Annotated in this window: 24 protein-coding genes; 7 read left to right on the top strand and 17 right to left on the bottom strand. The window is 44.0% G+C overall.

Annotated elements, in window-relative coordinates; all coding sequences use genetic code 11:
* Positions 1-6: 6 nt before the first annotated feature.
* The 5 genes from ACDZ28_RS21215 to ACDZ28_RS21195 form a co-directional block, all read right to left on the bottom strand.
* The gene (locus ACDZ28_RS21215; protein ID WP_042126851.1) at positions 7-444 is read right to left on the bottom strand and encodes a YlbF family regulator; all 438 of its coding nucleotides are present in this window, start codon (positions 442-444) and stop codon (positions 7-9) included.
* Between the two features lie 15 nt (positions 445-459).
* Positions 460-2,394, bottom strand: coding sequence for a helicase-associated domain-containing protein (locus ACDZ28_RS21210; RefSeq protein ID WP_375102693.1), 1,935 nt, complete (start codon positions 2,392-2,394; stop codon positions 460-462).
* Positions 2,391-4,103, bottom strand: coding sequence for a DNA repair helicase XPB (locus ACDZ28_RS21205; protein WP_375102692.1), 1,713 nt, complete (start codon positions 4,101-4,103; stop codon positions 2,391-2,393). The genes ACDZ28_RS21210 and ACDZ28_RS21205 overlap by 4 nt, the downstream gene beginning before the upstream one ends.
* Before the next feature lie 217 nt (positions 4,104-4,320).
* On the bottom strand, positions 4,321-4,752 hold the full coding sequence (locus ACDZ28_RS21200) for a CBS domain-containing protein (RefSeq protein WP_375102691.1): 432 nt from the start codon (positions 4,750-4,752) through the stop codon (positions 4,321-4,323).
* Positions 4,753-4,814: 62 nt separating this feature from the next.
* Positions 4,815-5,996 (bottom strand): M20 family metallopeptidase, encoded by a 1,182-nt coding sequence (locus ACDZ28_RS21195; RefSeq protein WP_375102690.1) that lies wholly within the window; start codon positions 5,994-5,996, stop codon positions 4,815-4,817.
* Between the two features lie 239 nt (positions 5,997-6,235).
* Between ACDZ28_RS21195 and ACDZ28_RS21190 the strand changes: the two genes are divergently transcribed.
* Both ACDZ28_RS21190 and ftsW read left to right on the top strand, forming a co-directional pair.
* A complete protein-coding gene (locus tag ACDZ28_RS21190; protein WP_042187352.1) occupies positions 6,236-6,583 on the top strand; it encodes a YugN family protein in 348 nt (115 codons plus the stop codon).
* Positions 6,580-7,824 carry a putative lipid II flippase FtsW gene (ftsW, locus tag ACDZ28_RS21185; protein ID WP_042126839.1) on the top strand — a complete coding sequence of 415 codons (1,245 nt, stop codon included), beginning with the start codon at positions 6,580-6,582 and terminating at the stop codon, positions 7,822-7,824. Before ACDZ28_RS21190 ends, ftsW begins: the two co-directional genes overlap by 4 nt.
* A gap of 90 nt (positions 7,825-7,914) precedes the next feature.
* Here the strand turns inward: ftsW and ACDZ28_RS21180 are convergent, their stop codons facing one another.
* Entirely contained in the window at positions 7,915-8,280 is a 366-nt protein-coding gene (locus tag ACDZ28_RS21180) for an Asp23/Gls24 family envelope stress response protein (RefSeq protein ID WP_042126837.1), read from the bottom strand.
* A 154-nt stretch (positions 8,281-8,434) separates the two neighbouring features.
* Here ACDZ28_RS21180 and cax point away from each other — a divergent pair, with 154 nt between their 5' ends.
* On the top strand, positions 8,435-9,505 hold the full coding sequence (cax, locus tag ACDZ28_RS21175; protein ID WP_339290634.1) for a calcium/proton exchanger: 1,071 nt from the start codon (positions 8,435-8,437) through the stop codon (positions 9,503-9,505).
* A gap of 94 nt (positions 9,506-9,599) precedes the next feature.
* Here cax and ACDZ28_RS21170 read toward each other — a convergent pair whose 3' ends face one another.
* From ACDZ28_RS21170 to ACDZ28_RS21150, 5 genes are all read right to left on the bottom strand, one after another.
* Positions 9,600-9,896 (bottom strand): YlaN family protein, encoded by a 297-nt coding sequence (locus tag ACDZ28_RS21170; protein ID WP_042126833.1) that lies wholly within the window; start codon positions 9,894-9,896, stop codon positions 9,600-9,602.
* A 212-nt stretch (positions 9,897-10,108) separates the two neighbouring features.
* Positions 10,109-10,354, bottom strand: a complete 246-nt coding sequence (locus tag ACDZ28_RS21165; protein WP_042126831.1) for an HPr family phosphocarrier protein — start codon at positions 10,352-10,354, stop codon at positions 10,109-10,111.
* 106 nt (positions 10,355-10,460) lie between these two features.
* Positions 10,461-11,576, bottom strand: a complete 1,116-nt coding sequence (locus ACDZ28_RS21160) for an aminopeptidase (RefSeq protein WP_375102689.1) — start codon at positions 11,574-11,576, stop codon at positions 10,461-10,463.
* A 94-nt stretch (positions 11,577-11,670) separates the two neighbouring features.
* Positions 11,671-12,423 carry a hypothetical protein gene (locus ACDZ28_RS21155; protein WP_375102688.1) on the bottom strand — a complete coding sequence of 251 codons (753 nt, stop codon included), beginning with the start codon at positions 12,421-12,423 and terminating at the stop codon, positions 11,671-11,673.
* 243 nt (positions 12,424-12,666) lie between these two features.
* Positions 12,667-14,661 (bottom strand): diguanylate cyclase, encoded by a 1,995-nt coding sequence (locus ACDZ28_RS21150; RefSeq protein ID WP_042126825.1) that lies wholly within the window; start codon positions 14,659-14,661, stop codon positions 12,667-12,669.
* A 399-nt stretch (positions 14,662-15,060) separates the two neighbouring features.
* Between ACDZ28_RS21150 and rpsD the strand changes: the two genes are divergently transcribed.
* Both rpsD and ACDZ28_RS21140 read left to right on the top strand, forming a co-directional pair.
* Positions 15,061-15,660 (top strand): 30S ribosomal protein S4, encoded by a 600-nt coding sequence (rpsD, locus tag ACDZ28_RS21145; RefSeq protein WP_042126823.1) that lies wholly within the window; start codon positions 15,061-15,063, stop codon positions 15,658-15,660.
* Positions 15,661-15,805: 145 nt separating this feature from the next.
* Complete coding sequence (locus ACDZ28_RS21140; protein WP_375102687.1) at positions 15,806-18,718, top strand: transglycosylase domain-containing protein; 2,913 nt, start codon at positions 15,806-15,808, stop codon at positions 18,716-18,718.
* A gap of 82 nt (positions 18,719-18,800) precedes the next feature.
* On the opposite strand, the gene acsA is transcribed toward ACDZ28_RS21140, so the two are convergent.
* Positions 18,801-20,525 (bottom strand): acetate--CoA ligase, encoded by a 1,725-nt coding sequence (gene acsA / locus ACDZ28_RS21135; protein ID WP_042126819.1) that lies wholly within the window; start codon positions 20,523-20,525, stop codon positions 18,801-18,803.
* A 160-nt stretch (positions 20,526-20,685) separates the two neighbouring features.
* Here acsA and ACDZ28_RS21130 point away from each other — a divergent pair, with 160 nt between their 5' ends.
* Positions 20,686-21,318, top strand: coding sequence for a GNAT family N-acetyltransferase (locus tag ACDZ28_RS21130; protein ID WP_042126817.1), 633 nt, complete (start codon positions 20,686-20,688; stop codon positions 21,316-21,318).
* Positions 21,319-21,320: 2 nt separating this feature from the next.
* Here ACDZ28_RS21130 and ACDZ28_RS21125 read toward each other — a convergent pair whose 3' ends face one another.
* From ACDZ28_RS21125 to ACDZ28_RS21115, 3 genes are all read right to left on the bottom strand, one after another.
* Positions 21,321-22,016 (bottom strand): 5'-methylthioadenosine/adenosylhomocysteine nucleosidase, encoded by a 696-nt coding sequence (locus ACDZ28_RS21125; protein ID WP_375102686.1) that lies wholly within the window; start codon positions 22,014-22,016, stop codon positions 21,321-21,323.
* An 89-nt stretch (positions 22,017-22,105) separates the two neighbouring features.
* Positions 22,106-23,116 carry a catabolite control protein A gene (gene ccpA, locus ACDZ28_RS21120; RefSeq protein ID WP_036686140.1) on the bottom strand — a complete coding sequence of 337 codons (1,011 nt, stop codon included), beginning with the start codon at positions 23,114-23,116 and terminating at the stop codon, positions 22,106-22,108.
* 264 nt (positions 23,117-23,380) lie between these two features.
* Positions 23,381-23,833, bottom strand: coding sequence for a hypothetical protein (locus ACDZ28_RS21115; protein WP_375102685.1), 453 nt, complete (start codon positions 23,831-23,833; stop codon positions 23,381-23,383).
* Between the two features lie 206 nt (positions 23,834-24,039).
* Here ACDZ28_RS21115 and ACDZ28_RS21110 point away from each other — a divergent pair, with 206 nt between their 5' ends.
* On the top strand, positions 24,040-24,564 hold the full coding sequence (locus ACDZ28_RS21110; protein ID WP_283911531.1) for a type 1 glutamine amidotransferase domain-containing protein: 525 nt from the start codon (positions 24,040-24,042) through the stop codon (positions 24,562-24,564).
* A gap of 102 nt (positions 24,565-24,666) precedes the next feature.
* On the opposite strand, the gene ACDZ28_RS21105 is transcribed toward ACDZ28_RS21110, so the two are convergent.
* Together ACDZ28_RS21105 and ACDZ28_RS21100 are read right to left on the bottom strand one after the other, a co-directional pair.
* Positions 24,667-26,067 (bottom strand): DUF4179 domain-containing protein, encoded by a 1,401-nt coding sequence (locus tag ACDZ28_RS21105; RefSeq protein ID WP_375102684.1) that lies wholly within the window; start codon positions 26,065-26,067, stop codon positions 24,667-24,669.
* On the bottom strand, positions 26,060-26,590 hold the full coding sequence (locus ACDZ28_RS21100) for a sigma-70 family RNA polymerase sigma factor (RefSeq protein ID WP_375102683.1): 531 nt from the start codon (positions 26,588-26,590) through the stop codon (positions 26,060-26,062). Before ACDZ28_RS21100 ends, ACDZ28_RS21105 begins: the two co-directional genes overlap by 8 nt.
* Positions 26,591-26,661 lie beyond the last annotated feature (71 nt).

Below are 26,661 nucleotides of genomic sequence, written 5' to 3'. Positions count from 1 at the left end.
GGAAGCTTATCCGCAGGAGCATTTTCCCCCGCTGCCGCATCCACCTTTAGGGGAAGGATCATTACTTGGTACTTTAATGCTATCCGATACTGAAAAAGCAATCGCTTCCGACATGGAGTGCAGAATGTCGTCAAGTGTCTTCTCTGCCAGTTTGAAACGAACAACCTCTTCGAACTGCTCCAGTTCCGCTTCTACTGCTGAAACCTCATCCTTCGCTGAATGATAGTTCGGATGAAAATGTCCGAATCGTTGTGTTTCTTCAAACAACTCCTTCTTAGCTTGAAGTCGTTTGACCATGGCCTGAATTTCCGGGTTCGTATCAACCCGTCCTTTCCAGTATAAGTAATCCGACACTTCGGCGGATTGATTAATCATATCGCCTAATTCATAGGCGTATGTCAGCACTTCAGCCATATCGACCGTATTTAATTCCGCTACGCTCATGAACTCAGCTCTTTTCTACGTTAATGTTCTACCGAATTCAGTAGACTTTTCTATCATAACATAATCACTCACTTCAGCAGAAGAGGAATTTCTTCGCCTTTTGGGAATAACTAACTTCATTTCCTTCCAGTCCTCAGGGGTCAGCTCTATTTCTTCAACCGTTTCACCATCGTTATATAAGAGATGCCCCTCCACTTTCCAAGGATTTCCTTTTATTCTGGAGGGGATGAAATCTAACATTTGATCCTTCAAGGAAAATCGCACCTTAATTCCCCATTTCAACCCCTGCTCCATTACTTTCTGAGCGGTTGAGCTATGATAATGTCGCCATTCCTTGCTCCAGATCTGGGGTACATTATCCCCATCTAATAAGATATCCTCCTCCTGCTCAGGAGAAATAACAGGTAGGTTTAAAAAGGGATTACCGCGGTGGAGTAGCCTTAGTTCAGAATTTAGTACTGGGAGTGAATACAACACTTGCTCGGTTTCTGCTTCTTGATTAAACGAAGTCCAAACAGTGTCCGTGTCCTCCTCCTCACGTCCTCCAATCATCCTGGAAGGAGCCAATCCTGCTAAAAACAATTCCTTACGCATCTGCTCTACAGACTCTGGAGATACTAGGAAATGAAGCGGACCAATACGCTTAAGGCTATCTTGTAGTCGCGGATGGGCTGCGATTGCCGCTCCATCCTCTTCCGTCTGGCAAGTCAACAGGATGACCTCCGAGAGTGATGTTCGGCCAATGCTTTTTCCCCATTGCTCTAAAGACAGCTCCACCACAGATGGCAGACCGCCCCGTGCATGATTTCTTATCCAAGCAATTGCTTCTTCTGGAGGCATCCGTCTCTCTGATGCATGTACAAGCATCTCTCGGGTCAGCCGAAAACTCCACATCGTATCCGTTTGCAGCAGTTCTGCGCATCCAGCTAAAATCCAGCGAACGGTATAGGACACCTCCGGTGGAATCAGGACTTCAAAATCGGGCTGTACAATAAACATCTCATTCGAAATATCTGTCTCAGAATCAGGGACGGACTCGTTACCCGTCATCAACATCGGTTTTACAGCAGTCCAGCGAAAACACTGGATACCCTCAGATGTGCACCCCAATTCACACCATCCAAAGCCTGTTAAACATTGAAGCCAGCGCAAGCTTGATTGTTCCAGCTCATCTCGGGTGACCGTTCCGGTTAGATTCATATCAGTCATCCAGTCCAGTAGCTCAGGCAGCGCTGTCCATTTCTCTGGTACAAAAGCTTTGCCGGATATCAAATAACGAAAATGCTGATCAGCAGGCCCAATGCTTCCACAACGATGAATAACAATCCCATACAGGATGTCTGTCATCCTTGTCTCAGGAAGCTGCAACCAACGCTCCAGCATATCCTGGTTAAGTCTATAACCTGTTTCCAGTCTGGTAATAAGCCCAAGACACAACATGATGTCTACTACTAGAGTGGCTGACAGAACATTCAATTCATCCGAAGGAGTGCCCATAGTGAGCCCCAGTAAATGTTTATCGTGAAAAGAAAGCTGAGCCGCTAAGCGGTTTAGATTTCTTTTATGAATGATTCCCTTAGCGGTCAGTGGTAGGCCTTCACGTGTAATGAACTGCAATGCCCGAAACAGATCTACTGCCAGTCCAGCGCCTGCCTCCATGGATAGATTCACTGAATGCCCCTCTATAAACTTTGGTTGGTGTGGGAAGAATTCTTGTTCTAGCGCTGATAGTTGTTCAACCGGTATCTGGTACAGCTTCTCACCCAATATTTTATGCCTCGCAGTTAACAGCCCCGCACGTCGCAGTTCATTCATTGCAAGCTTTTGTTCGGCACGGCAGAGCTTCGTTGGGCGCAAACGCTCTTCTTTCCCTTCGTCAAAGGGTTGGGCTGCATAAGCAGCACATAATCGCTTTAAGACCTCTAATGCTTCTGCTGATAGCTGGTTCAATGGATCGTTCGCTCCTTTCCGCTCGGCACCATTTTAACGACATATTCATAGCCCTGTTCTGTCAAAAACATCCGGCGGCGCATAGCGAAATCCTGCTCCCGACTATCTTCAGATACCAGCGAATAGAAGTACGCTTTATTCTCACCAGCTTTCGGACGCAAGATTCGTCCTAAACGCTGAGCCTCCTCCTGTCTGGATCCAAAAGCTCCTGAAACCTCAATAGCTATCGACGCATCTGGCAAATTAACCGCAAAATTCGCTACTTTAGAGACAACAAGCACCTGTATTATTCCCTCGTTAAAAGCTGCATACAACTCATCTCTTTCTCGCTGCTTCGTTTTGCCAGTAATCAACGGTGCATCTAACTTATCCGCTAATTCCGTTAATTGATCAAGATACTGTCCGATAACCAGAACTGATGATCCCTGATGGGCTTTTAAAAGCTCAATTACAACCTCAACTTTGGCAGGATTGCATGAGGCCATACGAAATTTCTCTTTCGCTTCCGCATACAAGTATTTCTGCCTTAACTCAGAACACATCGGTACGATCATCTCGACACATTCAACCTCTGCAATCCAGCCCTGCTGCTCCAGCTCCTTCCAGCGCATGTCGTAACGCTTAGGCCCGATCAATGAGAATACGTCCCCTTCCTTCCCGTCTTCTCTAACCAGAGTTGCAGTGAGACCTAGTCTTCTAGTAGCCTGAATATCTGCAGTAGCCCGGAAGACTGGGGCTGGAAGCAGATGGACCTCATCATAAATAATCAAACCCCAGTTGCGTTCGTTGAACAGCTTCATATGGAGAAAAGGACCGCCTTTGGATTGACGGTGCGTTAGTATCTGATAGGTAGCTATAGTAACAGGCCGCACTTCTCTTTTTTCACCGGAATATTCACCAATAGACTCATCATCCAAATCGGTTCGCTCAAGCAGCTCATCTACCCATTGTCTTACAGATGTCGTATTTGAAGTTAAGATCAGTGTTTCGCATTGTAGACTTTCAAGAACGGCCAATCCCACTACCGTCTTACCCGCTCCACAAGGCAACACAACTACCCCGCTGCCTCCCTGCCCTTCTATGCCTTGAAACATCTGAACGGCCTCCTGCTGATATTCACGCAGTCCAAAAGCTTCACCTTTCGCTCCATCCTTTGCGTTATTTCCGTTCTCCTTCCATGCCAAACTTAGAGCTTGTCCGACATGATAACCCGCATAATCCAGTACAGGATAGCCTAGTCTCATCAGCTCTTGCTTTAAAAGCCCTCTGTTCTTTGCAAGGCATGTGCTTTCTAGTGGATTTATCCTCTGTAAACCTAATGCCTTTAGAACAGATTCATTCCCTAGTTCATCCAGTATTTCAGCTGAGTCAGCCTTAAGCGTAATGATCTCATTCGAAGTCTTCTGTCCGTGAAGAGTCAGCTTCCCATACCTAGAGAGAAGCGTTCCGATCTCTTCCTCCAGCCCTGCAGGAACACCCCAGCGTGCGAGATGATGCAGACTTGAGATAATTGCCTCAGCTGTGTAATTAAGCGCTGCAGCATTCCATAGTGATAATGGAGTGATTCTATAGGTGTGGTAAGCCGGAGGACTCTTTACAAGCTCTGCAAAGGTTCCTAGCTCCTTCCTCGCCTTCTCAAAACCAGGATGTGCGCATTCCAGTAGAATCGTCCGATCCCTGCGCACAATGCAAGCCCCTGTTTCGTTCATAACGTCACCTCCGCAATCATTCATTTCATTTAAGCTTGCGCTATGTAATCTGCTTACATTCATATAAGCAAAAACGCCTTCAGCCTCCCTAAAGGGCGGTAAGCGTTGATGCGAGAAAAATAAGGATAATGTATAGCGTAAAATCTACATTCTCTTATATTTGAACAGGAAAAAGCTCATCCCCGTATAACGGTCATGAGCTTCCCTATCAAACTATTTAATGTAAATGCTGCTGCGAAATATCATGAAGAGCTTCTCCAGCCTCATCCGCAAAAATGTTGCGCACCGCCAAGTCGCCGATGGAAACAACACCAATCAGCTTCTGGCCACTGGTCACGGCTAATCTGCGAATTTGCCAGTTCGACATCAGTTCTGCAGCCTCATCTACAGAAGTATCTTCTGAGACGGTCTGAACTTCTCTACTCATCACCTTTTCTACAGAAGTTGATCCAGGGTGCTTAGCCGCATAACCTCTAATCACAAGATCACGATCTGTAATTACTCCGAGCAGAGTCTTATCTACTTCATTATTGATTACAGGAATAAATCCAGTGTCATTGTCTCTCATCTTAACAGCGACTTCATACACATTATCCTGTAATGTGACTGTTACAGGCTCCATCGTCATAACTTCTTTCACTGTCTTCAAGAACGAACCCTCCTAATCATGATCTCCATGTTATGGAATAGGTTCTCCTCTATGAAACGAAATTATACGATTATCTTCTCTTCCAAACAGGAATTAGCCATAGCGATCAACAATTTCATCCCATGCAGCATAGCATCTTCGTCAAAATCAAATTTACTATGATGATGCGGGTAGACTGCATCTTTATCTGGATTCCCAGCACCTACGAACATAAAGCAGCCAGGAATCTCTTTAACATAATAGGCAAAATCCTCGGCTGGCATCAGCTTTTCCATCCGAATCACCTGAACGGGCTCCCCAAATGCTCCTGGTGCCACCTCAGAAAAACGCTGGTATTCACCTTCATGATTTACGAGTGGTGGATAACCCATGACATAGTCTATCTTAGCTTCTGCACCGTATGCACCAGCAATTGAAACTGTCATTTCTTCGATCCTGCTGCGGATCAGATGGCGGGTCTCCTCGTCGAATGCCCGCACGGTTCCTGTAATCCGGCAATGCTCAGCAATGACATTCTGGGCGAATCCCCCTTGAATGGTTCCTACACTGAGAACAGCGGGCTCCAGCGGGTTCACAGAGCGGCTTACGATGCTCTGGAGCTGAGTCACAAGTGCCGCCCCTGCCACAATGCTGTCAATCGTGCGGTTAGGCATGCCGCCGTGACCACCTTTACCGATGATATCAATAAAAAATTCATCCGCAGATGCCATAAGCGGTCCTGGTGCACTGCCGACAGTTCCCATTGGCAGCGGGGTCCACAAATGTAGACCATATATTGCATCCGCCCCTTCCAATACGCCTTCAGCAATCATCCCCTGTGCACCGCCAGGACAGACTTCCTCCGCAGGTTGAAAAAGAAAACGCAGCTCCCCTTCGATCTCATCAAGGCGGCTGCTATAGTAAGAGGCTACACCCAGCAGGATTGAAGTATGTCCATCATGCCCACAGGCATGCATAACCCCTTCATTTTGCGAAACGTAGTCATTCTTGTTTTCCTCTTTAATAGGTAGTGCATCCATATCCGCGCGAAGGACTACCGTTTTCCCCGGCCGTTGTCCTCGCAATATACCTGTTACACCATACCCTGATGTGCTTCTTCTAACTTCAATACCGAATTCTGCTAACTTGTTTGCTATAAATGCCGATGTTTCCTTTTCATGAAAAGACAACTCCGGATGACGGTGTAAATGGCGTCTCCATTCCACGATCTCCGGCATGAGCGAATCAACCGCTAAGCTCTTCATACGTTTTCCATCCCCTTCTTCATAAACCCGCATCAATAGCATGCGACAGCAGTCCTGTTCACTTTGATCTAGCATCACACGTCTATAATTCTTTTATTGTAGCAGAAACGCAAAAAACTGGGTATCGTTAGGAGGTACCTACTCTTGCACAACGTTTAGAAACATACTATCATGAGGTAGAACATCAGCAAACGGATCATGAATTCATCATTATACTTCATAAGGGGGATATGCGTGCTATGATTTTTGAGAACACGGGCCTCGTAGGATTGAAGAGTGATCTTCTCTATCTGGACGAGAGTGCTACAAAGGCTGGCTTTATCCGCTGGCAATGGGAATACTATCGTGCCACTTACGACTGCAAAATTGAAGACCCACAGGATGGTGGCGAATACTTTCTACGCATCAACACTCGCGCTGTCGAGGGGAAGCTAGAGAAGGCTGATGCCGTACTTGCAATTGAAGCCGTATACTTAGGGAAAGCAACATTTCCCCATGGTCTGGAGTATGACTCTCCGGTCCCTAAACCAGTATTGGACACTGCTGCTACTCGGATTCTCGAATTAAAGCAGCTGTTGGAGGCTTGAGTAACAGAAAGGGAAAGACGAAACAAAATGTCAGCCTGCCCAAAAGAGGAACACCCGATTTCCAACTACTTATCTTAACATTACTACTTGTGGGTTTCGGTCTAGTCATGGTCTTCAGCGCTAGCTCCAGTTTGACTTTAGCGAGCTCGAAGTTCGGTAATGACCCTCTATATTTCATGAAACGCCAAATGATCTGGATCGTACTTGGAATTGTTGTTATGTTTACAGCCATGAATATTCCCTACAGTAAATTCAAGAAGTGGTATGTCCCTATCTTCATCATCACCGTTATTCTCCTGCTAATTGTAGCCTTCTCTGAAAGAATCAATGGCGCCAAGAGCTGGTTAAGTATCGGGAAGCTAGGGATCCAACCTACCGAACTAGCCAAAATATCGATTATCCTGTATCTCTCCGCGCTGATTACCAAAAAAGGTGAACGGTTTAGAGATTTCCGTACAGGATATATCCCTGTAATGGTCATTGTGGGTATTGTTGCCGGACTTATTATGATGCAGCCAGATTTGGGCTCATGCCTTATTCTAGTAGCTACCAGTGGACTTGTCATTTATGCAGGCGGTGCCAGCATGAAGCATATCCTAGGCTCTATTGCACTCTTGGTGCTCGGAGTAGGAATTGTTATGGGGGCTAAAGCAGCGATTGATTCTCTTTCCCCTGCAACCGACAAAGTAGCCGCCAATCAGGACTACAGAAAAGGTCGTATTCAAGCTTTCATAGATCCCTATCAGGATGCTGAGGGTGAAGGGTATAATATTATTCAGTCTTTGACCGCTCTCGGACAAGGTGGAGTCAGCGGCTCTGGATTTGGCAAAAGCATTCAAAAGCTGGATTATCTTAAATACCCGTATACGGACTTTATTTTCCCCGTGATTGGTGAAGAGTTCGGCTTTGTAGGCACAGCATTATTTCTGATGTTATACCTGTATTTTATCTGGCGAGGGATTTTAATCTCATTAAGGTGCAAGGACCCCTTTGGCACACTTGTCGGCATTGGAATTATGGGTCTCATAGCCATTCAGGCCTTTGTCAATATTGGCGGTGTAACGAAGACGATTCCGCTTACCGGAGTAACTTTACCTTTTATCAGCTATGGCGGCTCTTCACTTCTCGTGAGCATGCTGTCCATGGGAATTATTCTGAGTATTTCCAGAGAAACTAATCTTCCAGCTAAAGAGGAAGTAACGAAATCTGTAACTACAGTTAGACAAGTTCGTTCCCGGTGAGATTCATAAATCCGGATGTGATGGAATATATAAAAAAGCAGTCCAAGTTAAATATCTTGGACTGCTTTTTTGTGTACAAGCTCTTTTGCATTAAGCAATTTCATCGTTCTTAAAGGCTACGCCTTCAACTTTGACATTCACTTCAACAATATGAAGTCCAGTCATGCTCTCCACAGCTTCGCGTACGTTCTGTTGAAGCATCCGGCACACTTCATGTATCGGAGTTTCATAGAGAACTATAATACGCAGATCTACTGCTGCTTCTAGCTGTCCCACTTCAACGGTAACGCCCTTTTGGACGTTCTTACCACTAAGACGCTTCGCCCAGCCCTCTGATAGGCCACCTGACATGGCTGCAATACCTGGAGTCTCCAAGGCAGCCAATCCGGCAATTTTCGAGACGACGTCATTTGAAATTCGTATATTTCCCATTTCCAATTGAAGTTGTTCTGCCATGCCATATCCCCCCTTAACTCATTATCAATTATTGTAATTCCTAAACAGGCTAAAAAGCAAATCAGTTTCTCGCTTTCTCGTTTACACTTAGGAATAATTTGGGTATATTGATTATGAATTGATCCTGAATACATAGATTGGAGTGTACTTTACATTGAAAAAATGGATTTCACCAGCTTTGCTGGCAATCACCTTTATCCTTAGTGCCATAGGACATTATGCAGATTGGGACCACACGCTTCAGTTCGTTCTCTCTGCAATTGCCGTTGTGTTTGTGGCTGGGTTTCTGGGCCGTGCCACAGAAAGTGTGGCTCATTATGCCGGACAACGGTTAGGCGGCTTCCTAAATGCTACCTTCGGTAATGCCGCAGAGCTAATCATTGCCTTTTTCTTGGTTAAGGAAGGACTGTTCGACATGGTAAAAGCCAGTCTTACCGGTTCCATTATAGGCAATTTGCTGCTCGTCCTAGGTTTAAGTATTTTCGCTGGCGGTATGAAGTTCAAAGTGCAGAATTTCAACGTAACCCTTGCTGGTATGAACGGTTCCCTAATGATCGTAGCGGTTATCGCCTTATTTGTTCCGGCTATGTTCTTCAATACCCATTCCATAACTGAAAAAGATACAGACGTACTCAGTTTAATCGTTGCCGGGCTGCTCATCGCCTCATACATGGCTTGGCTAATCTTCTCCATGATAACGCACAAGAAACATTTAGAGGACGTTACAGAAGCCGGTAAGGATGAATCAGCAACTGAACATGCGCCTGCTTGGTCTAGAAACAGATCCATCCTATATCTGCTGGTTGCAACCGTGATGGTAGCCTTTGTTAGTGAGTGGCTGGTAGGAACGCTAGAAACATTAACTGAGCGCTTTGGATTTAGCGAACTGTTTGTAGGTGCCTTTCTAGTGGCAATCATCGGTAATGCCGCAGAACATAGCGCAGCCATTATGCTGGCCATGAAGAACAAAATCGGTGCAGCAGTAGAAATAGCTGTCGGTAGCAGTCTTCAAATAGCACTATTCGTAGCACCTGTACTTATCTTCGCCAGTTATTTCATGGGTGATACTATGGACATTGTGTTTACAACGATCGAAATTGTCGCCATTGGCGTCGCCGTATTCATTGCCAAATCGATAACTCAGGATGGTTCGACCAACTGGTATGAGGGTCTCTTACTGTTAACGGTCTACCTCATTCTGGGCGTCTCCTTTTATCTAGTATAAATACTTCCCTAAACATCTTAATCTTTTCAAAAAAAACGCACATGAGAGACGATCTGTCCTCATGTGCGTTTCTATGAATACTTTAAAATCGAAATTATTCTTCTTTTGCTTTGTTATTCAAAGCCTCATAGAGTACTGCTAAATTCCGCTCCAGCTTACTCAGCACCATTTTACCGGTAATCTCTGGCACCAAACCTGCTCTAACCGCAAAATCGACCTCTCTTGAGAAACCGTACATTTGGGTATCCAGCACTTCCTCATAGAGAGGGCAGTAGCGTGTTGCCAGATTTTCCATCTGCACTTCAATAAGTTGCTGAATTTTATCGGCATCTTCTTGTAGAAGATTGATCGCTTTAAGATTAAACTGTTCCTGTAATTCCGACGAAGTCATGCCTCTTCCCCCCCATGTCCAAAAGTTAAGCTGCTTTTACTATTTTACTTAATATTAGTCGAAATCGGATATCAATACAACAATTCTGTTTATACTAACCATTTATTTGAAAGAAGCAGCTAAGTTATTTATAAGGGACGGAGTTAATTCCGCATCTATTTCTAGAAAAAACGCCCCACCGTAAATCGGTAGGACGTCTTTACATACAACTATTACTCAGCTACAACTGTAAAGTTCAAACCGTGTTTAGCAAAAACTTCACTCATTGCCTTCTTAGCTTCTTCTGCATCTGTTCCATGAACATGAAGCTCGTAGCTTTGGCTTGATACCAAAGTCGTGAACAAACCAAGGATACTCTTAACATCAATGTACTTGTTGTCCGCTTGAAGAACGATTGAAGAGTTGAACTGACCTGCCGTTTGAGCAATATCAACGATTGCCGCATTGTTACTGGACATAGAAATCCCTCCGCAACTTGATTATGAAACATAAGTCTTTGTAATCCATTCTTATGATACCTTGAATCCGCTTACTTGTGCAAGGTGTTTTCGTACTTTTACATTTTTATTTCAAGTTTTCAGGATTCAGACCTTCTAGTTCTGGTAACACGAAGATTCCATCCTTACGGATCAATATATCGTCAAAATAAATCTCTCCTCCGCCATAATCTGGACGTTGGATTAATACAAGATCCCAGTGAATGGAGGAACGATTTCCGTTATCTGTAACATCATAAGCTTGCCCCGGTGTAAAGTGCAGGCTGCCTGCAATTTTCTCATCGAACAGAATATCATTCATAGGGTGCAAGATGTACGGATTAAAGCCTATGGCAAATTCACCGATGTGACGTGCGCCGTCATCTGAATTCAGGATTTCGTTCAAGCGAGCGGAGTCGTTGCTGGTTGCTTCAACAATTTTCCCGTTCTCGAATTTGAATTTGATATTTTCGAAGGTTACTCCGTTGTATACAGATGGCGCATTATAGCTGATCGTTCCATTTACAGAATCACGAACAGGGGCGCTGTAAACCTCGCCATCCGGGATATTTTTTTGACCAGAACATTTCTCTGCACCGATTCCTTTGATAGAGAACTTAAGATCTGTTTCAGGACCCGAAATATGTACCTTATCTGTTCTACGCATAAGATCGGCCAATGCATCCTGAGCCTTGTCCATTTTGGCATAATCCAAATTACATACTTCGAAATAAAAGTCCTCAAATGCTTCTGTACTAATATTTGCAAGCTGAGCCATACTCGCATTGGGATAACGTAATACTACCCACTTCGTATGCTTCACGCGTTGTTCACTATGCACTGGATGGGAATATAAAGAATTATACAATTTCATATTTTCTTCTGGAACATCGGACAGGTCATTTACATTCTCGCCTGCACGGATGCCGATATAACAATCCATTTGCTTCATCCGGTTCAAGTCAATTTCAGCCCATGTCTGAAGACTCTCACGTGTTGCATATTTAAGCATGCTGCGTAGGACTGTACGATCTGTCAACTGCACAAAAGCATGACCGCCGGCCTTGCCGATTTCCTCTACAACAGCTTTAATTAAATCTCTTTCGCTTCCAATCATTTCTACAAGCACGTTCTCGCCTGGCTGGACATCTACGGAATAACCTACAAGATTTGCTGCCAGTTTTTGAATTCTGGGATCCTTCATTGTGTACTCTTCCTTCCTCTGTCTGAAAATAAGCATGCCGTTCTATTGTAGCACGCCCTTTATCGAGCGCAAGACCTGCAAAACAATGTAAAGATCAACGGTAGCCTGTAAAATCGACCTTAGACACATAAGTTTCATTGTCAGATTTATTCGTCGTTTCACCGGAATAGCTTACTTTTCGATTCAAGGTAAGCCTTCTGGGCAGATTATGCTTCTTATCGATTGTTAGGTGGTAGACCGTTTCTACATTAGCCTGTTTGAGCTTTTCCTGTAATTCATTATTTTTCTTTTGCCACAGCTTCTCCAAAGCTTTCGCCACTGCCTGATCAGCTGCTGTACTGTTCTTAGCAGATTCAAGACCTTTAGGTCTAAGGTTCTGCATTTCTTTCTCCAGTTCTACAGACAACTGCTTTCTAGCCTCTGAAGGCGTCAATTCGATTCTCAGCACACTTGTCCCTCTGCCTGCCCCAGCCTCTTCGGTTACATTTTTCTCCATGGCGTCAAGCTCTTCGAGTTGTTTCAGCGGATTAAGCGCAGGTAATGGGTTTCCCTCTTCCGAAGAATTCTCAGTAGTCAGAAGCTCCCATCTGCCATCTTTTTTCTCCAGCTGACTGTAGTAAGGTTTCAAAGCATACGTACTACTTTTTAAATCTTTAACACCTTTAGCAGCTGTTTTTTGAGAAGCGGATTTATCTGGAAGAAGTGTATATAGCTTTACTTTTTTATGATCCTCCACTGTGCCTCCGTAGAACAATAAGGATTCAGGAACCGTCGTTCCCCCTCTTGTAAGCATATTCGCCCCTTCAAAAGCTACCTCATCACTTCCAGCCATCCCGGCCAATGCCAAACTTAAATCTTCTTTCGCTGGTTTGTCTCTTATGACGCTGCAGCCGCTGCATAAAATACAGTACAGAGTAAGAATTAGAGGGACTCCACCCTTAAGTAATAATAGCTTTCTCACGGTCCTCAGGCCTTTCTCGGAGTATTTTGCTTTTGCAACCCACGTATAGGGTTCTCTCTTCCTGCAAGCCTTATACCGCTATTAGAGCCTGAATAACCGGTATATAAAAAAGAACCCCTGAGGTGAGCCTCAAGGGTTCTTAGTATGGTTATCATTCTCTTTAATATCAAAGACAACTTGGTTACGACCATTATGCTTAGCTTTATACAGCGCCATATCCGCTCGATAAAACAATGACTCGACGCTTACTCGATCGTCCATCCAACTCCATTCCGCTATTCCGCAGGATACAGTTACACTAGGTTCAGTTTCTTCCATGACGCGTTTGCGTATACGTTCGGCTACATAACCCGCCTGTTCCACTCCCATTAACGGTAAATAAACGGATAGCTCCTCTCCTCCCCATCTAGCAGCAATATCACCTTGACGGATAGAGGATTTCACGATTTCACTGACCTCTTTTAGAATCTTATCTCCTTTTTGATGACCGTAGGTATCATTCACAATCTTGAACTGGTCAATATCCACAACTATTAAACTACCGCAGAAGTCTGTAGACTGTCTTTCTTTTATCTCTTCGTCCAAATAATGTCGAGCATAAAGTCCAGTTAGGCTGTCTCTGTTCGCAAGTCGTCTGACTTCAGCGTGCAGCCTGGCATTACCTACCGCTAGACCAATATGCCCCGCCATCGCTTGCAGCAGTCTATAATTATCATATGAAAAATAATGTGCATCACGATGTGCTAACATAATTGCACCCCGTATTTCACCACCCACACTAAGAGGTGTAGCGATCAGCGACTGCGAACCGGTAGCATTCATTAGTCGGGAAGTTGTCTTAGGATTATCTATGTAGTCAGACATGATGAGTGATTCTCCAGTGGAATATACCTTACCACCTAAGCCTGCCCCTACTTCTAAAATTTCGTTCTGTAAAGAGGGATGGTTGCAGGCAATAACCTCTAACCCGCCCTTCTCCTCATTCATATGTAAGATACAGCAGTAATCTGCACCAAACATTTCAAGCAGCTCTTCAAATGCAAATTGAAAAATATCACCTAAACGCAAGCTTTGATTCAGACGTTGGGTAAGCTCATTACTCATGCGGAGCTCACGGATCAGCTGATTAGAGCGCTCATATAGCTTGGCATTCTCAAAAGCAGTTCCTGCTGTATCGGCCACCATTGAAAGAAACCGCAAATCAACATCTGGAAAGATTGGATTATCCATTACCATATGGAAAACTCCATAAACCCCCTGCTTGCCACCTAACGGAAGACCAATCTCTACATTACGGTGATCCTCGTCACTTGTGTGCAGTGCAACGCGTCCATCCTTAAACGCCCTAGCACAGACATCATCACTGGACATGTGGAATGGTAAGGGTTTGACCTGCGGATGCGTGCTGCGGTGGTCTTGAGACATAAACAGCTCAAGCCTCGCTCCCGGATACATCGCAGAGATGCTATCAATGACTTCCGAAAGTACGGCATTCACATCTATGTTGTCATGCATCCGCTGGACAATCTGAAATAACAAAGAACGACGATTGCTTTCACGTTCAGCATGAATATGGGTGCTTGCAAGATCTGCAACAAATATATGTTCAAACTTATGATAGAAACAGGTACGGTAATGCAGCGACATTGCTTCTGCGGTATCTCGTCCACCCATTTCATATTGTTGCGTAGGCATAGAACAGCCCAAAAATGCAAAGAGTTCATTGTCGACGCGAGTGAATAGCGGTATGGTAAAAAAGCTCAGATCCTTACCTTCTACGGTCAACTCAACAGCAGAGATTGTTCTTGAAAACAAGCTAGAAGCTGCTGCCTGTTCCCACTTTTGTCTCCATAGTTCTTGTTGATCGCGTATGCTGCTTAAATACTTACCTTCAAAATTAAGCACAGACCATTCCCAGGATCTGGAGAATGGAAGGACATCGAGCTCACCAAACCATTCATTGAAACTGTCTGCAATCAGATTTGCTAGATAAGGGAAGTCATGCGTTACTATTTCCGTTTCCCTAAGCCAGGCGGTGGGATCTTCGGAATCTCTACTAACGTTTATGTTGTCCTGTAACAGCATACGGCTGTCTTTATGGACGTATGCTTTCTGCTCTGACATAACGAAGATCCCCTTTGCATCTCGATTAAGAAAACTATCTTCCCTAGTAACTACTAATTAACTATATTTTACTCTCTTTCTTTGTGTATTGCATTATATTTTCATCATTTCCGGGACTTTTTTTTAGGACCAAAGAACTATCGACAAAGATTGACAAAAAATCTTTTAATAATCGCTTGACTTTATATATTGTATTCATATAATATTTATTGTTGAACAAGACTGTAACAAGTCTTACTTGGGCGTAACGTTGTGTCACCCTCACGCATTTCGTTACTGCCAGGGCAGCGGCTGAACTTCCCTGGCAGTGTGGAAGCCATTAATGCTAATCACGGATACGAAATGCGGCGCAAATAGGCCCTACCCTGAAATTTCAATTATAAAGGAGTCTACTATAACATGGCACGTTACACCGGACCTAAATTCAAACTCAGCCGCCGTCTGGGCATTTCCCTTAGCGGTACAGGAAAAGACTTGAAACGCCCTTTTCCTCCAGGACAACACGGAGCTAACCAACGCAGAAAAGTAAGTAACTACGGAATGCAGCTTTTGGAAAAACAAAAACTGCGTCACATGTATGGTTTGGGAGAGAAACAATTCAAAACTCTCTTCACTAAAGCACAAAAGCTTCCAGGTCTTGCGGGCGAAAACTTCATGTTCTTGCTTGAAAGCCGCTTGGACAACCTAGTTTACCGTCTTGGATTTGCTAACTCCCGTGCTGGTGCACGTCAGTTGGTATCCCACGGACACGTAACTGTTAACGGCAAAAAAGTCGACATCGCTTCTTACCGTGTAAGCTTGGGCGACGTTATCGGTCTTCGCGAAAGAAGCCAAAGCATGGCTTCCATCAAAGAAGCTCTTGCTAACCGTTCCCACCTTCCAGCTTACCTGGAATATGCTGAAGGATCTTTCGAAGGTAAATATATTCGTTTGCCAGAACGTTCCGAGCTTTCCCAGGATATCGATGAGAAACAAATCGTCGAGTTCTACAACCGTTAATATCTCGCTTATAGCGAGTATGACCAAAGCCTCCGGATTTATCCGGAGGCTTTTTGTTATTCTAATAGGTAATGAACACTCCGACTGCATTCAAAATCGTCAATTTGTGCTATAATAATTCCGTTAAAAGGAGGAATTATCGTCGATGGTTCAAGAGAACAAGAAAAAAAACGTAAAGAAGCCTTCACCCCGCAGATCCGGGCTCAGCAGGTTTGGTTCTGTAGTAAAGTGGATGTTTATTCTTGGCATAATAGGCATTCTGTTCGTCGGTGGTGCAGCAGCAGGGTATGTAACTTCCATGGTGAAGGATGAACCTGTTCGCTCCGAGGAAATGATTCAACAGCAAGTCGGACAAAATGCTATCACCGGATTCGCATACTTCCGTGACGGCGCACCAATCGGCCAGCTTCGTACTGAAGAAGACCGAAGGCTCATTCAATACAACGACATCCCCCAGATTATTATTGATGCAGTTCTCGCTATAGAGGACAATAATTTCAATGAGCATAACGGCGTGGATTTCAAAGGCACCTTACGTGCCGTCAAGCAAAAGCTATTAAATGAATCCGTTCAAACCGGAGGCAGTACACTTACTCAACAGCTCGCAAGACGTGTATTCCTCAATCTGGATCGAACGGAAGATCGCAAAGCAAAAGAAATTCTGCTCTCACTAAGACTGGAGCGCTTCTTGACCAAGCAAGAGATCCTAACAGCTTATCTGAACAAGGTTCCGTTTGGTAATGGCTCGAATGGCTACAACGTATTTGGGATTAAAGCTGCATCCAAAGGTATATTCGGTCTAGATGATCTAGACAAGTTGAATATTGCCCAAGCGGCGTATTTGGCCGGCCTTCCACAGCTTCCATCCGCTTATTCGGCATTCAATGGCATTGGAGAATTCAATGAAAAGGCATTCAAGAGAGCTATAGACCGTCAACAGCTTGTACTGCGTCGTATGCTTGAGGAGAACAAGATCACTACCTCCCAATATGATGAAGCACTCAAATTTGATATTAAAAGCTCTCTCGCTCCTCACACTAAGAAAGCCTATGCTACATATCCATACCTGATGATGGAAACGGAGCGTAAAGCAGCTGAGATTCTTTTGTCACTAAATGAAGAGAAAAACGGTACAACTGATACTGTTAGCTCTAGTGATAATGCCGTACTTCTTGAGGAAGCACGACAACAGTTAATGACTGGTGGTTACCGAGTCTATACCACGATTGACAAGAAAGTATACAGTGCAATGCACAGTATTTCCGAAGATAGTAGTAATTTCACTAAGGACAGCAAAACAAAAGGTATCGAACAGACGGCTGGCATAATGATCGACAACAAGACCGGAGCCATTCTCGGCATGATTGAGGGTCGCGATTTTAATATCGAGCAAATGAACTATGCAACCCAAATGGTCCGGCAACCCGGGTCAACAATGAAGCCGATTTCTGCTTACTTACCTGCCTTGGATGCAGGACTGATTCAACCTGCCGGCATATTGGATGATGCTCCAATCATTTTGAAGGATGGTGGAAAAGGCTTCCATATCCCTAAAAATGCTAACAACCGCTATCAAGGCTTAGTTACGGCTCGATATGCACTTAATAAATCCCTCAACCTGCCGGCGCTTAAACTGTTTAACGAGAAAGTCGGAATTGAGGATGCTTGGGCCTTTACTAAAAAGCTAGGGATTACTACCCTTACCGAAGATGATTACAGAGCGCAGACAGGGGTAATAGGTGGTCTTCGATACGGTACATCCGTTGAAGAATTAACCAATGCCTATTCCGCCATCGGCAATCAGGGAGCATTTAATGATGCTTACATGATCGAGAAGATTGTGGATTCGGAAGGCAAGATCGTTTATCAGCACAAGGTTAACCCTGAACAAGTATTCTCTGAGCAAACTGCTTATCTAATGACTGATATGCTGCGGACAGTAATCACAGAAGGTACTGCAAGTACAGTGAGAAGAGATTATAAACACTTTAAAGACATTCCGATTGTAGGTAAGACCGGTTCCACTCAGAACTATGGAGATGTCTGGTTCATGGGCTACACCCCTGATGTCACACTTGGCATGTGGGTCGGTTATAAAGAACAAATCAATACCCTTTCGGGAGATACACAAAAACGACAAGCACAGACCTTATGGGCTAAAGTCATGAATGCTGTGATTGATAAGCAGCCAGACTTGTTTGTTACTGACAAATTCACACAACCTGAGGGAATCATCAAAAAGACAGTTTCCGCCTACAGCGGTAAACTGCCAACGGCTCTAACTGACAAATTCACAACAGATCTTTTCAATGCGAAATATGTGCCTACAGAGAGTGACGACGGTATTTCCAAAGCTAAGTATATAACTTATAACGGCGTGAATTACCTTCCGCTGGAAGGAACACCAGAGGATTTCCTGAGGGAAAAAATCGTTGTTAAACGTGAAAAGCCGATTCAGGATTTAGTCAAGGAGCTCTTAGCAGCCTTCCCTAAGATGAAGGATCATAAATCGTTGGAGTATTATATGCCAGCCGATGCTAAGACAGATTTCCCTACTGAAGTCGATCCACGCGTGGACGATGGCGCAGCCCCTACTGCTCCTGGAAATGTTAGTGTCTCATACAGCACCGGTAAAGCTGTGATCACCTTCTCCCCAAGCGGCTCTCCTGATGTAGTAGGATACCGCTTATACCGTTCTTTAAACGGTGGGTCTTTCCAGAAGCAAGCTGTAATTATGGCTGACGAGAGCAAGGTATTCTCGCCAGGAACACCTGCGAGTGCCAATGCAACTTTCTATGTTACCGCTGTTGATGTCGCAGGTAATGAGACCGCTTCTGGTAGCGTTGCTGGAGGCACTACACCAACTCCGGAAGCAACGCCAACTCCTGATCAAGGACCGGAGACAACGCCTCCTACAGACTCTGAGAGTGTACCAGGAGAGGATATTGAGGTTCCAGGAACCATTCTACCGACTCCTACCTCATTGCCATCTGGCGAAGGTAGCGGCAATGGAAACAGTAATAGTGGCACAGCAGGCAGTACGAATGGAAACCATTAACCTGTAGTCAACAGAATAACTTCACACAGCAAAACACCGTTCCCTCGAATCCATCAGGGAACGGTGTATTTTATAATCCATTCTAGTCCTCTATCGTTGATAAATCGCCAGTCGGGAGATGAAGCTCCCAAGCCTTTAATACACGCCGCATGATTTTACCAGATCTTGTCTTAGGTAGTTTATCCTTAAATTCGATCTCTCTTGGAGCAGCATGTGCAGACAATCCAGCTTTAACAAATGCCGCGATCTCCTCTTTGAGAGCAGCAGTAGGAATGTAACCTTCTCTCAACGAGATGAAAGCCTTAATAATTTCCCCACGCACAAGGTCTGGTTTACCAATTACGCCCGCTTCAGCTACAGCTGGATGCTCTACTAATTTACTCTCCACTTCAAATGGTCCAATACGCTCTCCAGATGAATTGATAACATCATCAATCCGTCCTTGGAACCAGAAATATCCATCCTCATCCATATAAGCGGAATCACCAGAAATGTACCAACCAGGAATACGGAAATATTCCTCATATTTCGTCTGATTATTCCAAATCGAGTTCATCATGGATGGCCAGGGTGTCCGTATCGCAAGATTCCCCATAGAGAATGGCGGAAGAACATTGCCTCGATCATCAAGAATCGCCGCTTCAATACCTGGTAACGGACGCCCCATTGAACCTGGTTTAATATCCATTCCAGGATAGTTGCAGATCAGCTGTGCCCCCGTCTCTGTCATCCACCAAGTATCATGAATGCGCTGATTGTAAAACTTATCACCCCACCGCACCACTTCAGGATTTAACGGCTCACCAACTGACAGGACATGTCGCAGACTACTCAAATCAATACCTTGAATTGAACTCTCTCCTGCACCCATCAACATACGAAATGCTGTCGGTGCGCTGTACCAAATGCTAACCTTATTTCGTTCAATCGTCTTATACCAATCCTGAGGGCTGAAACGCCCCCCTCTTACGACATTCGTAACCCCATTTAACCAAGGAGAAAATATTCCGTAAGATGTTCCCGTCACCCAGCCCGGATCTGCTGTACACCAGTAAATATCATCTGGACGTAGATCCAGCACCACTCTACCTGTATAATAATGTTGAATCATAGCTCTTTGTACATGATAAACGCCTTTAGGTTTTCCCGTAGAACCAGATGTATAATGCATAATAAGGCCATCGTCCAGGTCAAGCCATTCCAATTCGAGCTCAGAAGATGCGTTAGCCATCTCCTCAGTGAAACCTAAGTTACCTTGCTCGATATCAGTGGTACCACCTACTAGAAAAATATGACGCAAATTCGGAAGCTCATCTCGCTTTACACGATGAAGTAGTTCAGGCGTAGTAACCAATGCAACGGCACCGCTATCCTCTAGCCGGTCTTTGACTGCTGTCTCCATGAAGGCTTCGAACAGAGGGCCTGCTATTGCCCCAATCTTCAAAATGCCTAGTAAACTAAAATATAGTTCCGGTTGACGAGGCATAAAAATAAATACCCGATCTCCCTTACCGATACCATATTTACGCAATACATTTCCGAACCGGTTCGACCGTTCCTGCAGATCGGCAAATGTATAGGATTCATCCCGCACCGCATCACTGTAGAGCAGGGCCGTTGCCGCTCCCCGTCCTTCTTGAACGTGGCGATCCACTGCTTCATGTGCCATATTTACTTTGCCAGTGTCATACCATGAGAAGTTACGTTCAACATCCTCCCACTTAAAATCGGCTACTGCCTGGGTGTAATCAGACATATTGGAGCTCTGTACACGGCCCGGCAAAATTTCGCTATGGACTTGACCCATCACTCTTGCCTCCCTCACTCGTTTGATTTAAGCTTTAAGGGTAAGACTCTTCTCTTAGATAATGATGTCAATGCAATGAATGTGAATTTTTTATGTCTGAATTAGTATAACATAGCAAACGTTTACATTCCATATTTTATGATCTGAAAGGAGCACGGCTATGGAGCATCGTAAAATCCCTGTTTCCCATACGCTTTCATATAAAGGTAGAACAATTACAGTAAGCGGTCCCCGGTCTCCAGAGGACCTAGAAGCCCTCCACATGCACCATGATCTCGATGCCTTCCGCAAGCCAATAGAACAGCAAGAAGCTCTCGTAGAGATTGCTAGCCTGCCAGAAGGACGTATTATTACAGCTGTAGAGAACGGCACTATCGTAGGTTATGTCACCTTTCATTATCCGGATGAAATGGAGCTTTGGTCACAGGGTGGAATGATGGATCTAATTGAGCTTGGGGCTATTGAGGTGAGTAATGATTACAGGGGAGCCGGACTTGGCCGGCTGCTGATTTCCACTGCTTTTGAGCAGGAGCAATTGGAGAATTGTATTGTCTTTACAACTGAGTATTATTGGCACTGGGATTTAAAAGGAAGTGGGCTTGATGTATGGGCTTATCGTCAAATGATGGAGCGATTAATGAAAACTGTAAATATGGTTTGGTATGCTACAGACGATCCTGAAATCTGCTCCCATCCAGCCAACTGTCTAATGGTACGCATTGGACAAGAGGTGCCTATGTCCTCACAGGAGACCTTCGACAGGGTACGTTTTAGACAGCGCTTTATGTACTAAAATCAGAGGTGCTGCAACATATATTCTAATATGGCATGTGAGCGCCCTGAGGCTTCTACCGTGAATTCCTTAAAATTAACATTTGCAGACCCATCAGATTTGTCAGACATCGAACGAATTATGACAAAGGGAGTGGCGTTCATCACACAGACTTGTGCAACCGCCGCTCCTTCCATCTCCACGCTTGCTCCGTCTAACTCCTCTCTTAATTTGGCCACAATCTCCACGTTAGAAATGAATTGATCACCTGAAAGCACCTTGCCGACCAAGTACTTTTGACCTAGCTTATTACACGCTCTCTCAGCAAGGAGTACCAGTGTAGGATCTGCCTGAAAGACGGAATTTTCCTGATAAGGAATTTCACCTCTTGAGAACCCAAGCGCCGTTGCATCCACATCATGCTGGACACAAGTAGATGATATTACGATATCTCCAATATTCAATTCAGGATGCACAGCTCCAGCTACGCCAGTAAACAACACACGTGATACACCAAAGGAATCAATCAGAATTTGTGTCGTAGCTGCTGCATTCACTTTGCCAACCCCGGATTTACAAAGCACTACTGACTTCCCTAATAAATCTCCTATGTAATAATGTATTCCTGCTTTGACCTTAGTCTCTTTATTCTCCATTCCTTCTAGCAGCAGCTTAATCTCTTCATCCATCGCACCAATTAATCCGATAATTTCATGCAAAACTAACGCCTCCTTCGATGATTTTCGCTGTAAAAAACATAAAAAGCTCCAAAAGGAGCTTTCTACGGAATGACTGTTTAGTTCTTAAATTACTTATTCAGATGATTAACAGACAAGCGGAGAATCGTTTCATGAGGCAGGATAACCCGCGGATTCTCAACCGTCTCTTTCTTCATGAGTTTCGTCAAAAGTCTCATTGCTACCGCACCTAGGTCATACATAGGCTGGGCTACAGTTGTCAACAATGGACGAACCATCGAAGCCATACGGATGTTATCCACACTAATAATGGAGAAGTCATCCGGTACCTTCAGGCCTTCATCCTGAATACTGTGAATTGCACCAATAGCCATCTCATCTGTTGCAGCAAAAATAGCTGTTGGCTTCTTCTTGAGTCCAAGGAAATACTTCATGGCTTCGACACCAGATTCATAGCGGTAGTTACCGATACGCACCAAGTCTTCTTGATATTCGATTCCAGCCTGTTCAAGTGCCTTCTTATAACCATGAAAACGTGCATATCCATTCGCAGGATCCTGGAGTGTACCACTGATCATTGCGATTTCACGGTGACCGTGACGAATCAGAGTATTCACTGCATCAAAAGCAGCGGTTTCATGATCGATGTCAACGGAAGGATAAGTCCCCTTCTCATCCCGTGTAGCACATAGGACAATTGGAACTGCAGAAGTCTGGAAAGCTTGGATATGTTCATCAGTTACCGTACCACCCATGAAGAGCAGACCATCGACCTGTTTCTCCAAAAGCGTATTGATGACACGGATTTCCTTTTCTTTGCGCTTATCCGCGTTACACAATATGATATTGTAATGATACATGTTCGCGATATCTTCAATCCCGCGTGCAATTTCTGCAAAAATCGAGTTTGAAATATCAGGGATGACAACCCCAACGGTTGTCGTTTTCTTACTGGCAAGTCCTCTCGCCACGGCATTGGGACGATATCCCAAACGCTCAATCGCTTCAAAAACTTTCTTCCGGGTCTGCGGTTTCACGTTAGGGTTATTATTCACAACCCGTGATACCGTAGCCATAGATACGCCTGCTTCTCGCGCTACATCGTAAATGGTTACCGTCAAATTACTCTCTCCATTGCGATAAATTTTATCGTTCGACTAATTAAAAATATGATACGACACTTTGTACAATTGTGCAATGATAACGCTTCATTTTCCTTTCAAAATTTCTTTCAAGGATGAAGACGTAACCCTAAATTACAATTTATGACTAGTGAAGGTTTCCCTATTCACGAGCACAATCATGTAACTTCTATCTATCGTAACAAAAAGTGAGTGAAAAATCCAACATTCCGTGAAAGTTTTTCATTATTTTCACAGAATGTTTTAATAATTTGCGTTTTTAGTCGTTTGGAACGTTAATTGAGACAGTCTTCGACTAGTTTCTTCCATCCAATTCTGGTCCGTGAGCCTTTCAGCTAATCGGTATAAATCGAGCAGCACATCCACTCTAGCCTGAATTGTCTCTCGGATAACCACCTCTAATTCATGAAATCCCCCGACAATAACCTCTGTCAAAGATTCTTTTAGGACACTAGCTAATTCATTTCTTTCTGTAAATGAAAAATCTTTTCTTGGCACATCCGCGCTCAGTTCCTTCACTAACCTTCCTAGATCCGCTTTAATAAACGACATTGGCTCATAACTAGTACATTTCGGACAAGTATAAACAGGAACATGTGTAATCTTCACCTTCGTATTAAAAATTAATGAATGCATATGTAAGGTCATGAGGCCACCACAATTGCACAACTTCTCCATTAAATTATCTGTATACATCTTCTACACCTCTTGCAAGAAATAAAATAAGTACAAAGTATGACTTTTCAATTTCTATATTCGACTTCCCTCGATTAAAACCCTCCTTAATTGCATATAATGATTAAATTGGCAATTCGTCTATTATTTACAACTCTCCAGATGACTTCGTATTTTAAATTTGATAGAATATGAAAGATCATGTGGTACGAAAGGAGCTTAACAAAATGAGACTAGCTGGCAAAAAGGTCATTGCACTCGTAGACGATGAATTTGAAGATTTGGAGCTCTGGTATCCCGTGTACCGAGTGAGAGAAGAAGGTGCTGAGGTTCACTTGGCAGGTTTGGAAAAAGATAAGACGTATATCGGCAAATATGGCGTACCAGCAAAAGCAGAGTACTCCTGGGATGATTTAAACGCTGCTGATTATGATGGTATTCTAGTTCCTGGAGGCTGGGCTCCGGATAAAATCCGTAGATACAGTGCCGTTCTAAAACTCGTACAGGATTTTAATACGGCTAAAAAACCAATTGGGCAGATCTGCCACGCAGGTTGGGTATTAATTTCTGCTAAAATTCTGGAAGGTGTAACTGTCACCTCCACACCGGGCATCCGGGATGACATGGAAAATGCCGGAGCTATATGGAAGGATGAAGCAGTGGTAACGGATGGACATATCATCTCCGCTCGTCGCCCGCCGGATCTTCCGCCTTATGGCAAAGCCTTTTGTGATGCACTTGCTGGGGAATAAAGTACAATACGCATCTATTGGTTAAAAATAAAACAAGCCCTGTTTCTCACAATGCTGTGAAGAACAGGGCTTTTGATTTGATTCGTACGACATCTAGGCTGCTCACTTAATTCTTAAGGACGCCTTCTCGTTGATTACGGTTGGATAAGAATTAAATTTGAAGGTCAAGGGTTGAGGTAGCTTTTCTTTGCCTACGTTAAAGAAAAAAGTTATTGTAGTTCCTTTAGTACCTTCGTTAAATTCTTTGTATCCCGAGTAACCATCTTTGACCCGTCCCAGCCAATGCCCGCTTCCAGCGCTATCCACAAAATTATCGTCCAATGAAAAACCGCTGCCGCCAAGCGCCTCCTTATCTTCTTTAGGGATAAAGTAATCCAATACCAGAATTCCCTGCTCTTCGTTCTCCATCCGCTTTGAAATCGTTAGATTGTTATCTGGTGCCTGCAAGATCTGCTGGGTTTCCGTGTTAATCACAAGCTCCACCTTAGATTTATCCAGTGCTGAGATCCCTTCAATTTCTAATTTGATTGGTTCATCAGGTCTCATATTATCATTGTGATAATTATTCATCCCACTAGCCCACATTAAGTCCTCTTGGTGATCCCCCTTCCCGATGACCAGTTTAGGTGAAAGCATATTAAAAATTCTCATTGTATTATCTCCGTCAAAGTTTTCCCGCATATAAATTCCAGTAGGTCCAATATAGACATTATCCATTTTGATTTTCTGTCCGGCAATAGATAGACTCTCCTTCAGATTAATAATCTCTCCCTTAAAATAATTGTTATTGGCTTCCAAAGGAATGTTAACAATTAGCTTTTTAATATCACTACTCGACCCAGAAGGGTCCTTGGATACTGGATATAGCGATAATGTAATATTCAACTCATCTGTCAGATCATCTCGATATTTATTCCAGACGATTTGTTCTAACATACGAGTCGTCCCAGGAGAACCTGCCTCTTGTGCATTAGAATTGCTAAACCCGCTATATCCTGTGAGGTCGTAATTATCCTCTGAATTTTTTTTCAGAGACAGGCCCATTAGTTGCATTTTCTGATCTGTATTGTTCTGAATTGTATAGAGTAGAGCAATGCCTCTTCGATCAGCGATGATTCCGTTAACCGTCCACTTTATTCCATCTACCTCAGCAGAAGAAATATTCACTTCCTTCATTATTCCCGCATCAAGTGCTGATGTTATGGTCAGATTATTAGCAATAATGGGTCTAAACACTTCAAGCTGCCCCCAGCTTTTTGGAGGTAATTGCGCACGTACTGGATTGGCCATCTGATTTGCCCAAGGGACAATAATCAATAAGGCTATAGCTAGGACCGCCAACGCAACAACAGTGTATCTTTTTCTAAAAGACGACCTTTTTCGGTTACCTAACTGCATCCCCTTGCGAATCGCGGCGTCCAATTTAACTTCCAGGATTTCCTCAGCCTCGACATCGATTCTCTGAAAATAATCGTTAAGCAGCTTTTCTTCAGACTCAGCCATAAAATAGATCCCCTTTCCGTTTCATTCTGTCACGCAGTTGTTTCAGACCTTTGCTCAGCCATGTCTTCACGGTTCCCTCCGGCTTATCGAGCACCTCCGCAATTTCTGCAAGGGTCATATCCTTGTAATATTTGAGTACAAGCACCTGGCGATACTTTGGCTTTACTCTTTCCAGCGCATGTTCCATGTCTAATCTGCGGTCGCTTTTCATCTCCATAATTCCTATATCGCTTCGATCAACTTCTGTGACTGTATTCCTCTTTCTGCGCTTCAACTCATCGTTACAGCAATTGATCAGAATACGTGTTAACCAAGGAGCAAAACGCTCTGAGTCCTTCAAACTTTTACGTTTAATCCATGCGCGGCAGGTTGCCTCTTGTAGAACCTCCAACGAATCTGCCTCGTTTCGCAAATAGCTGTAAGCAATGCTGTATAGCTTTCTTTTCTGCTCAGCTACCAGCTCATAAAATATGTCTTCATCCGTAGCGACAATTTCCATTTCGTCATTAATAATGTGTTCCATGCTTGTTCTGTCCTCCCCCCTTGCCTTCACGTAAAAATCATTCCTGTGCAACTCGCTCTATGTATAGACTG

The sequence above is a fragment of the Paenibacillus sp. RS8 genome, from assembly GCF_041956825.1.
Lineage (GTDB): Bacteria > Bacillota > Bacilli > Paenibacillales > Paenibacillaceae > Paenibacillus_AQ.
The sequence above is the reverse complement of the archived record's forward strand: the minus strand, read 5'-3'. Positions and strand labels throughout refer to the sequence as shown.

Coding starts and splice junctions, on each gene's coding strand:
- ACDZ28_RS21215 (WP_042126851.1), bottom strand. CDS start 444: ATGAGCGTAGCGGAATTAAATACGGTCGATATGGCTGAAGTGCTGACA.
- ACDZ28_RS21205 (WP_375102692.1), bottom strand. CDS start 4,103: ATGAACGAAACAGGGGCTTGCATTGTGCGCAGGGATCGGACGATTCTA.
- ACDZ28_RS21195 (WP_375102690.1), bottom strand. CDS start 5,996: ATGAAGAGCTTAGCGGTTGATTCGCTCATGCCGGAGATCGTGGAATGG.
- ACDZ28_RS21190 (WP_042187352.1), top strand. CDS start 6,236: ATGATTTTTGAGAACACGGGCCTCGTAGGATTGAAGAGTGATCTTCTC.
- ACDZ28_RS21180 (WP_042126837.1), bottom strand. CDS start 8,280: ATGGCAGAACAACTTCAATTGGAAATGGGAAATATACGAATTTCAAAT.
- ACDZ28_RS21170 (WP_042126833.1), bottom strand. CDS start 9,896: ATGACTTCGTCGGAATTACAGGAACAGTTTAATCTTAAAGCGATCAAT.
- ACDZ28_RS21165 (WP_042126831.1), bottom strand. CDS start 10,354: ATGTCCAGTAACAATGCGGCAATCGTTGATATTGCTCAAACGGCAGGT.
- ACDZ28_RS21160 (WP_375102689.1), bottom strand. CDS start 11,576: ATGAAGGATCCCAGAATTCAAAAACTGGCAGCAAATCTTGTAGGTTAT.
- ACDZ28_RS21150 (WP_042126825.1), bottom strand. CDS start 14,661: ATGTCAGAGCAGAAAGCATACGTCCATAAAGACAGCCGTATGCTGTTA.
- rpsD (WP_042126823.1), top strand. CDS start 15,061: ATGGCACGTTACACCGGACCTAAATTCAAACTCAGCCGCCGTCTGGGC.
- ACDZ28_RS21140 (WP_375102687.1), top strand. CDS start 15,806: ATGGTTCAAGAGAACAAGAAAAAAAACGTAAAGAAGCCTTCACCCCGC.
- acsA (WP_042126819.1), bottom strand. CDS start 20,525: ATGGGTCAAGTCCATAGCGAAATTTTGCCGGGCCGTGTACAGAGCTCC.
- ACDZ28_RS21130 (WP_042126817.1), top strand. CDS start 20,686: ATGGAGCATCGTAAAATCCCTGTTTCCCATACGCTTTCATATAAAGGT.
- ACDZ28_RS21115 (WP_375102685.1), bottom strand. CDS start 23,833: ATGTATACAGATAATTTAATGGAGAAGTTGTGCAATTGTGGTGGCCTC.
- ACDZ28_RS21110 (WP_283911531.1), top strand. CDS start 24,040: ATGAGACTAGCTGGCAAAAAGGTCATTGCACTCGTAGACGATGAATTT.
- ACDZ28_RS21105 (WP_375102684.1), bottom strand. CDS start 26,067: ATGGCTGAGTCTGAAGAAAAGCTGCTTAACGATTATTTTCAGAGAATC.
- ACDZ28_RS21100 (WP_375102683.1), bottom strand. CDS start 26,590: ATGGAACACATTATTAATGACGAAATGGAAATTGTCGCTACGGATGAA.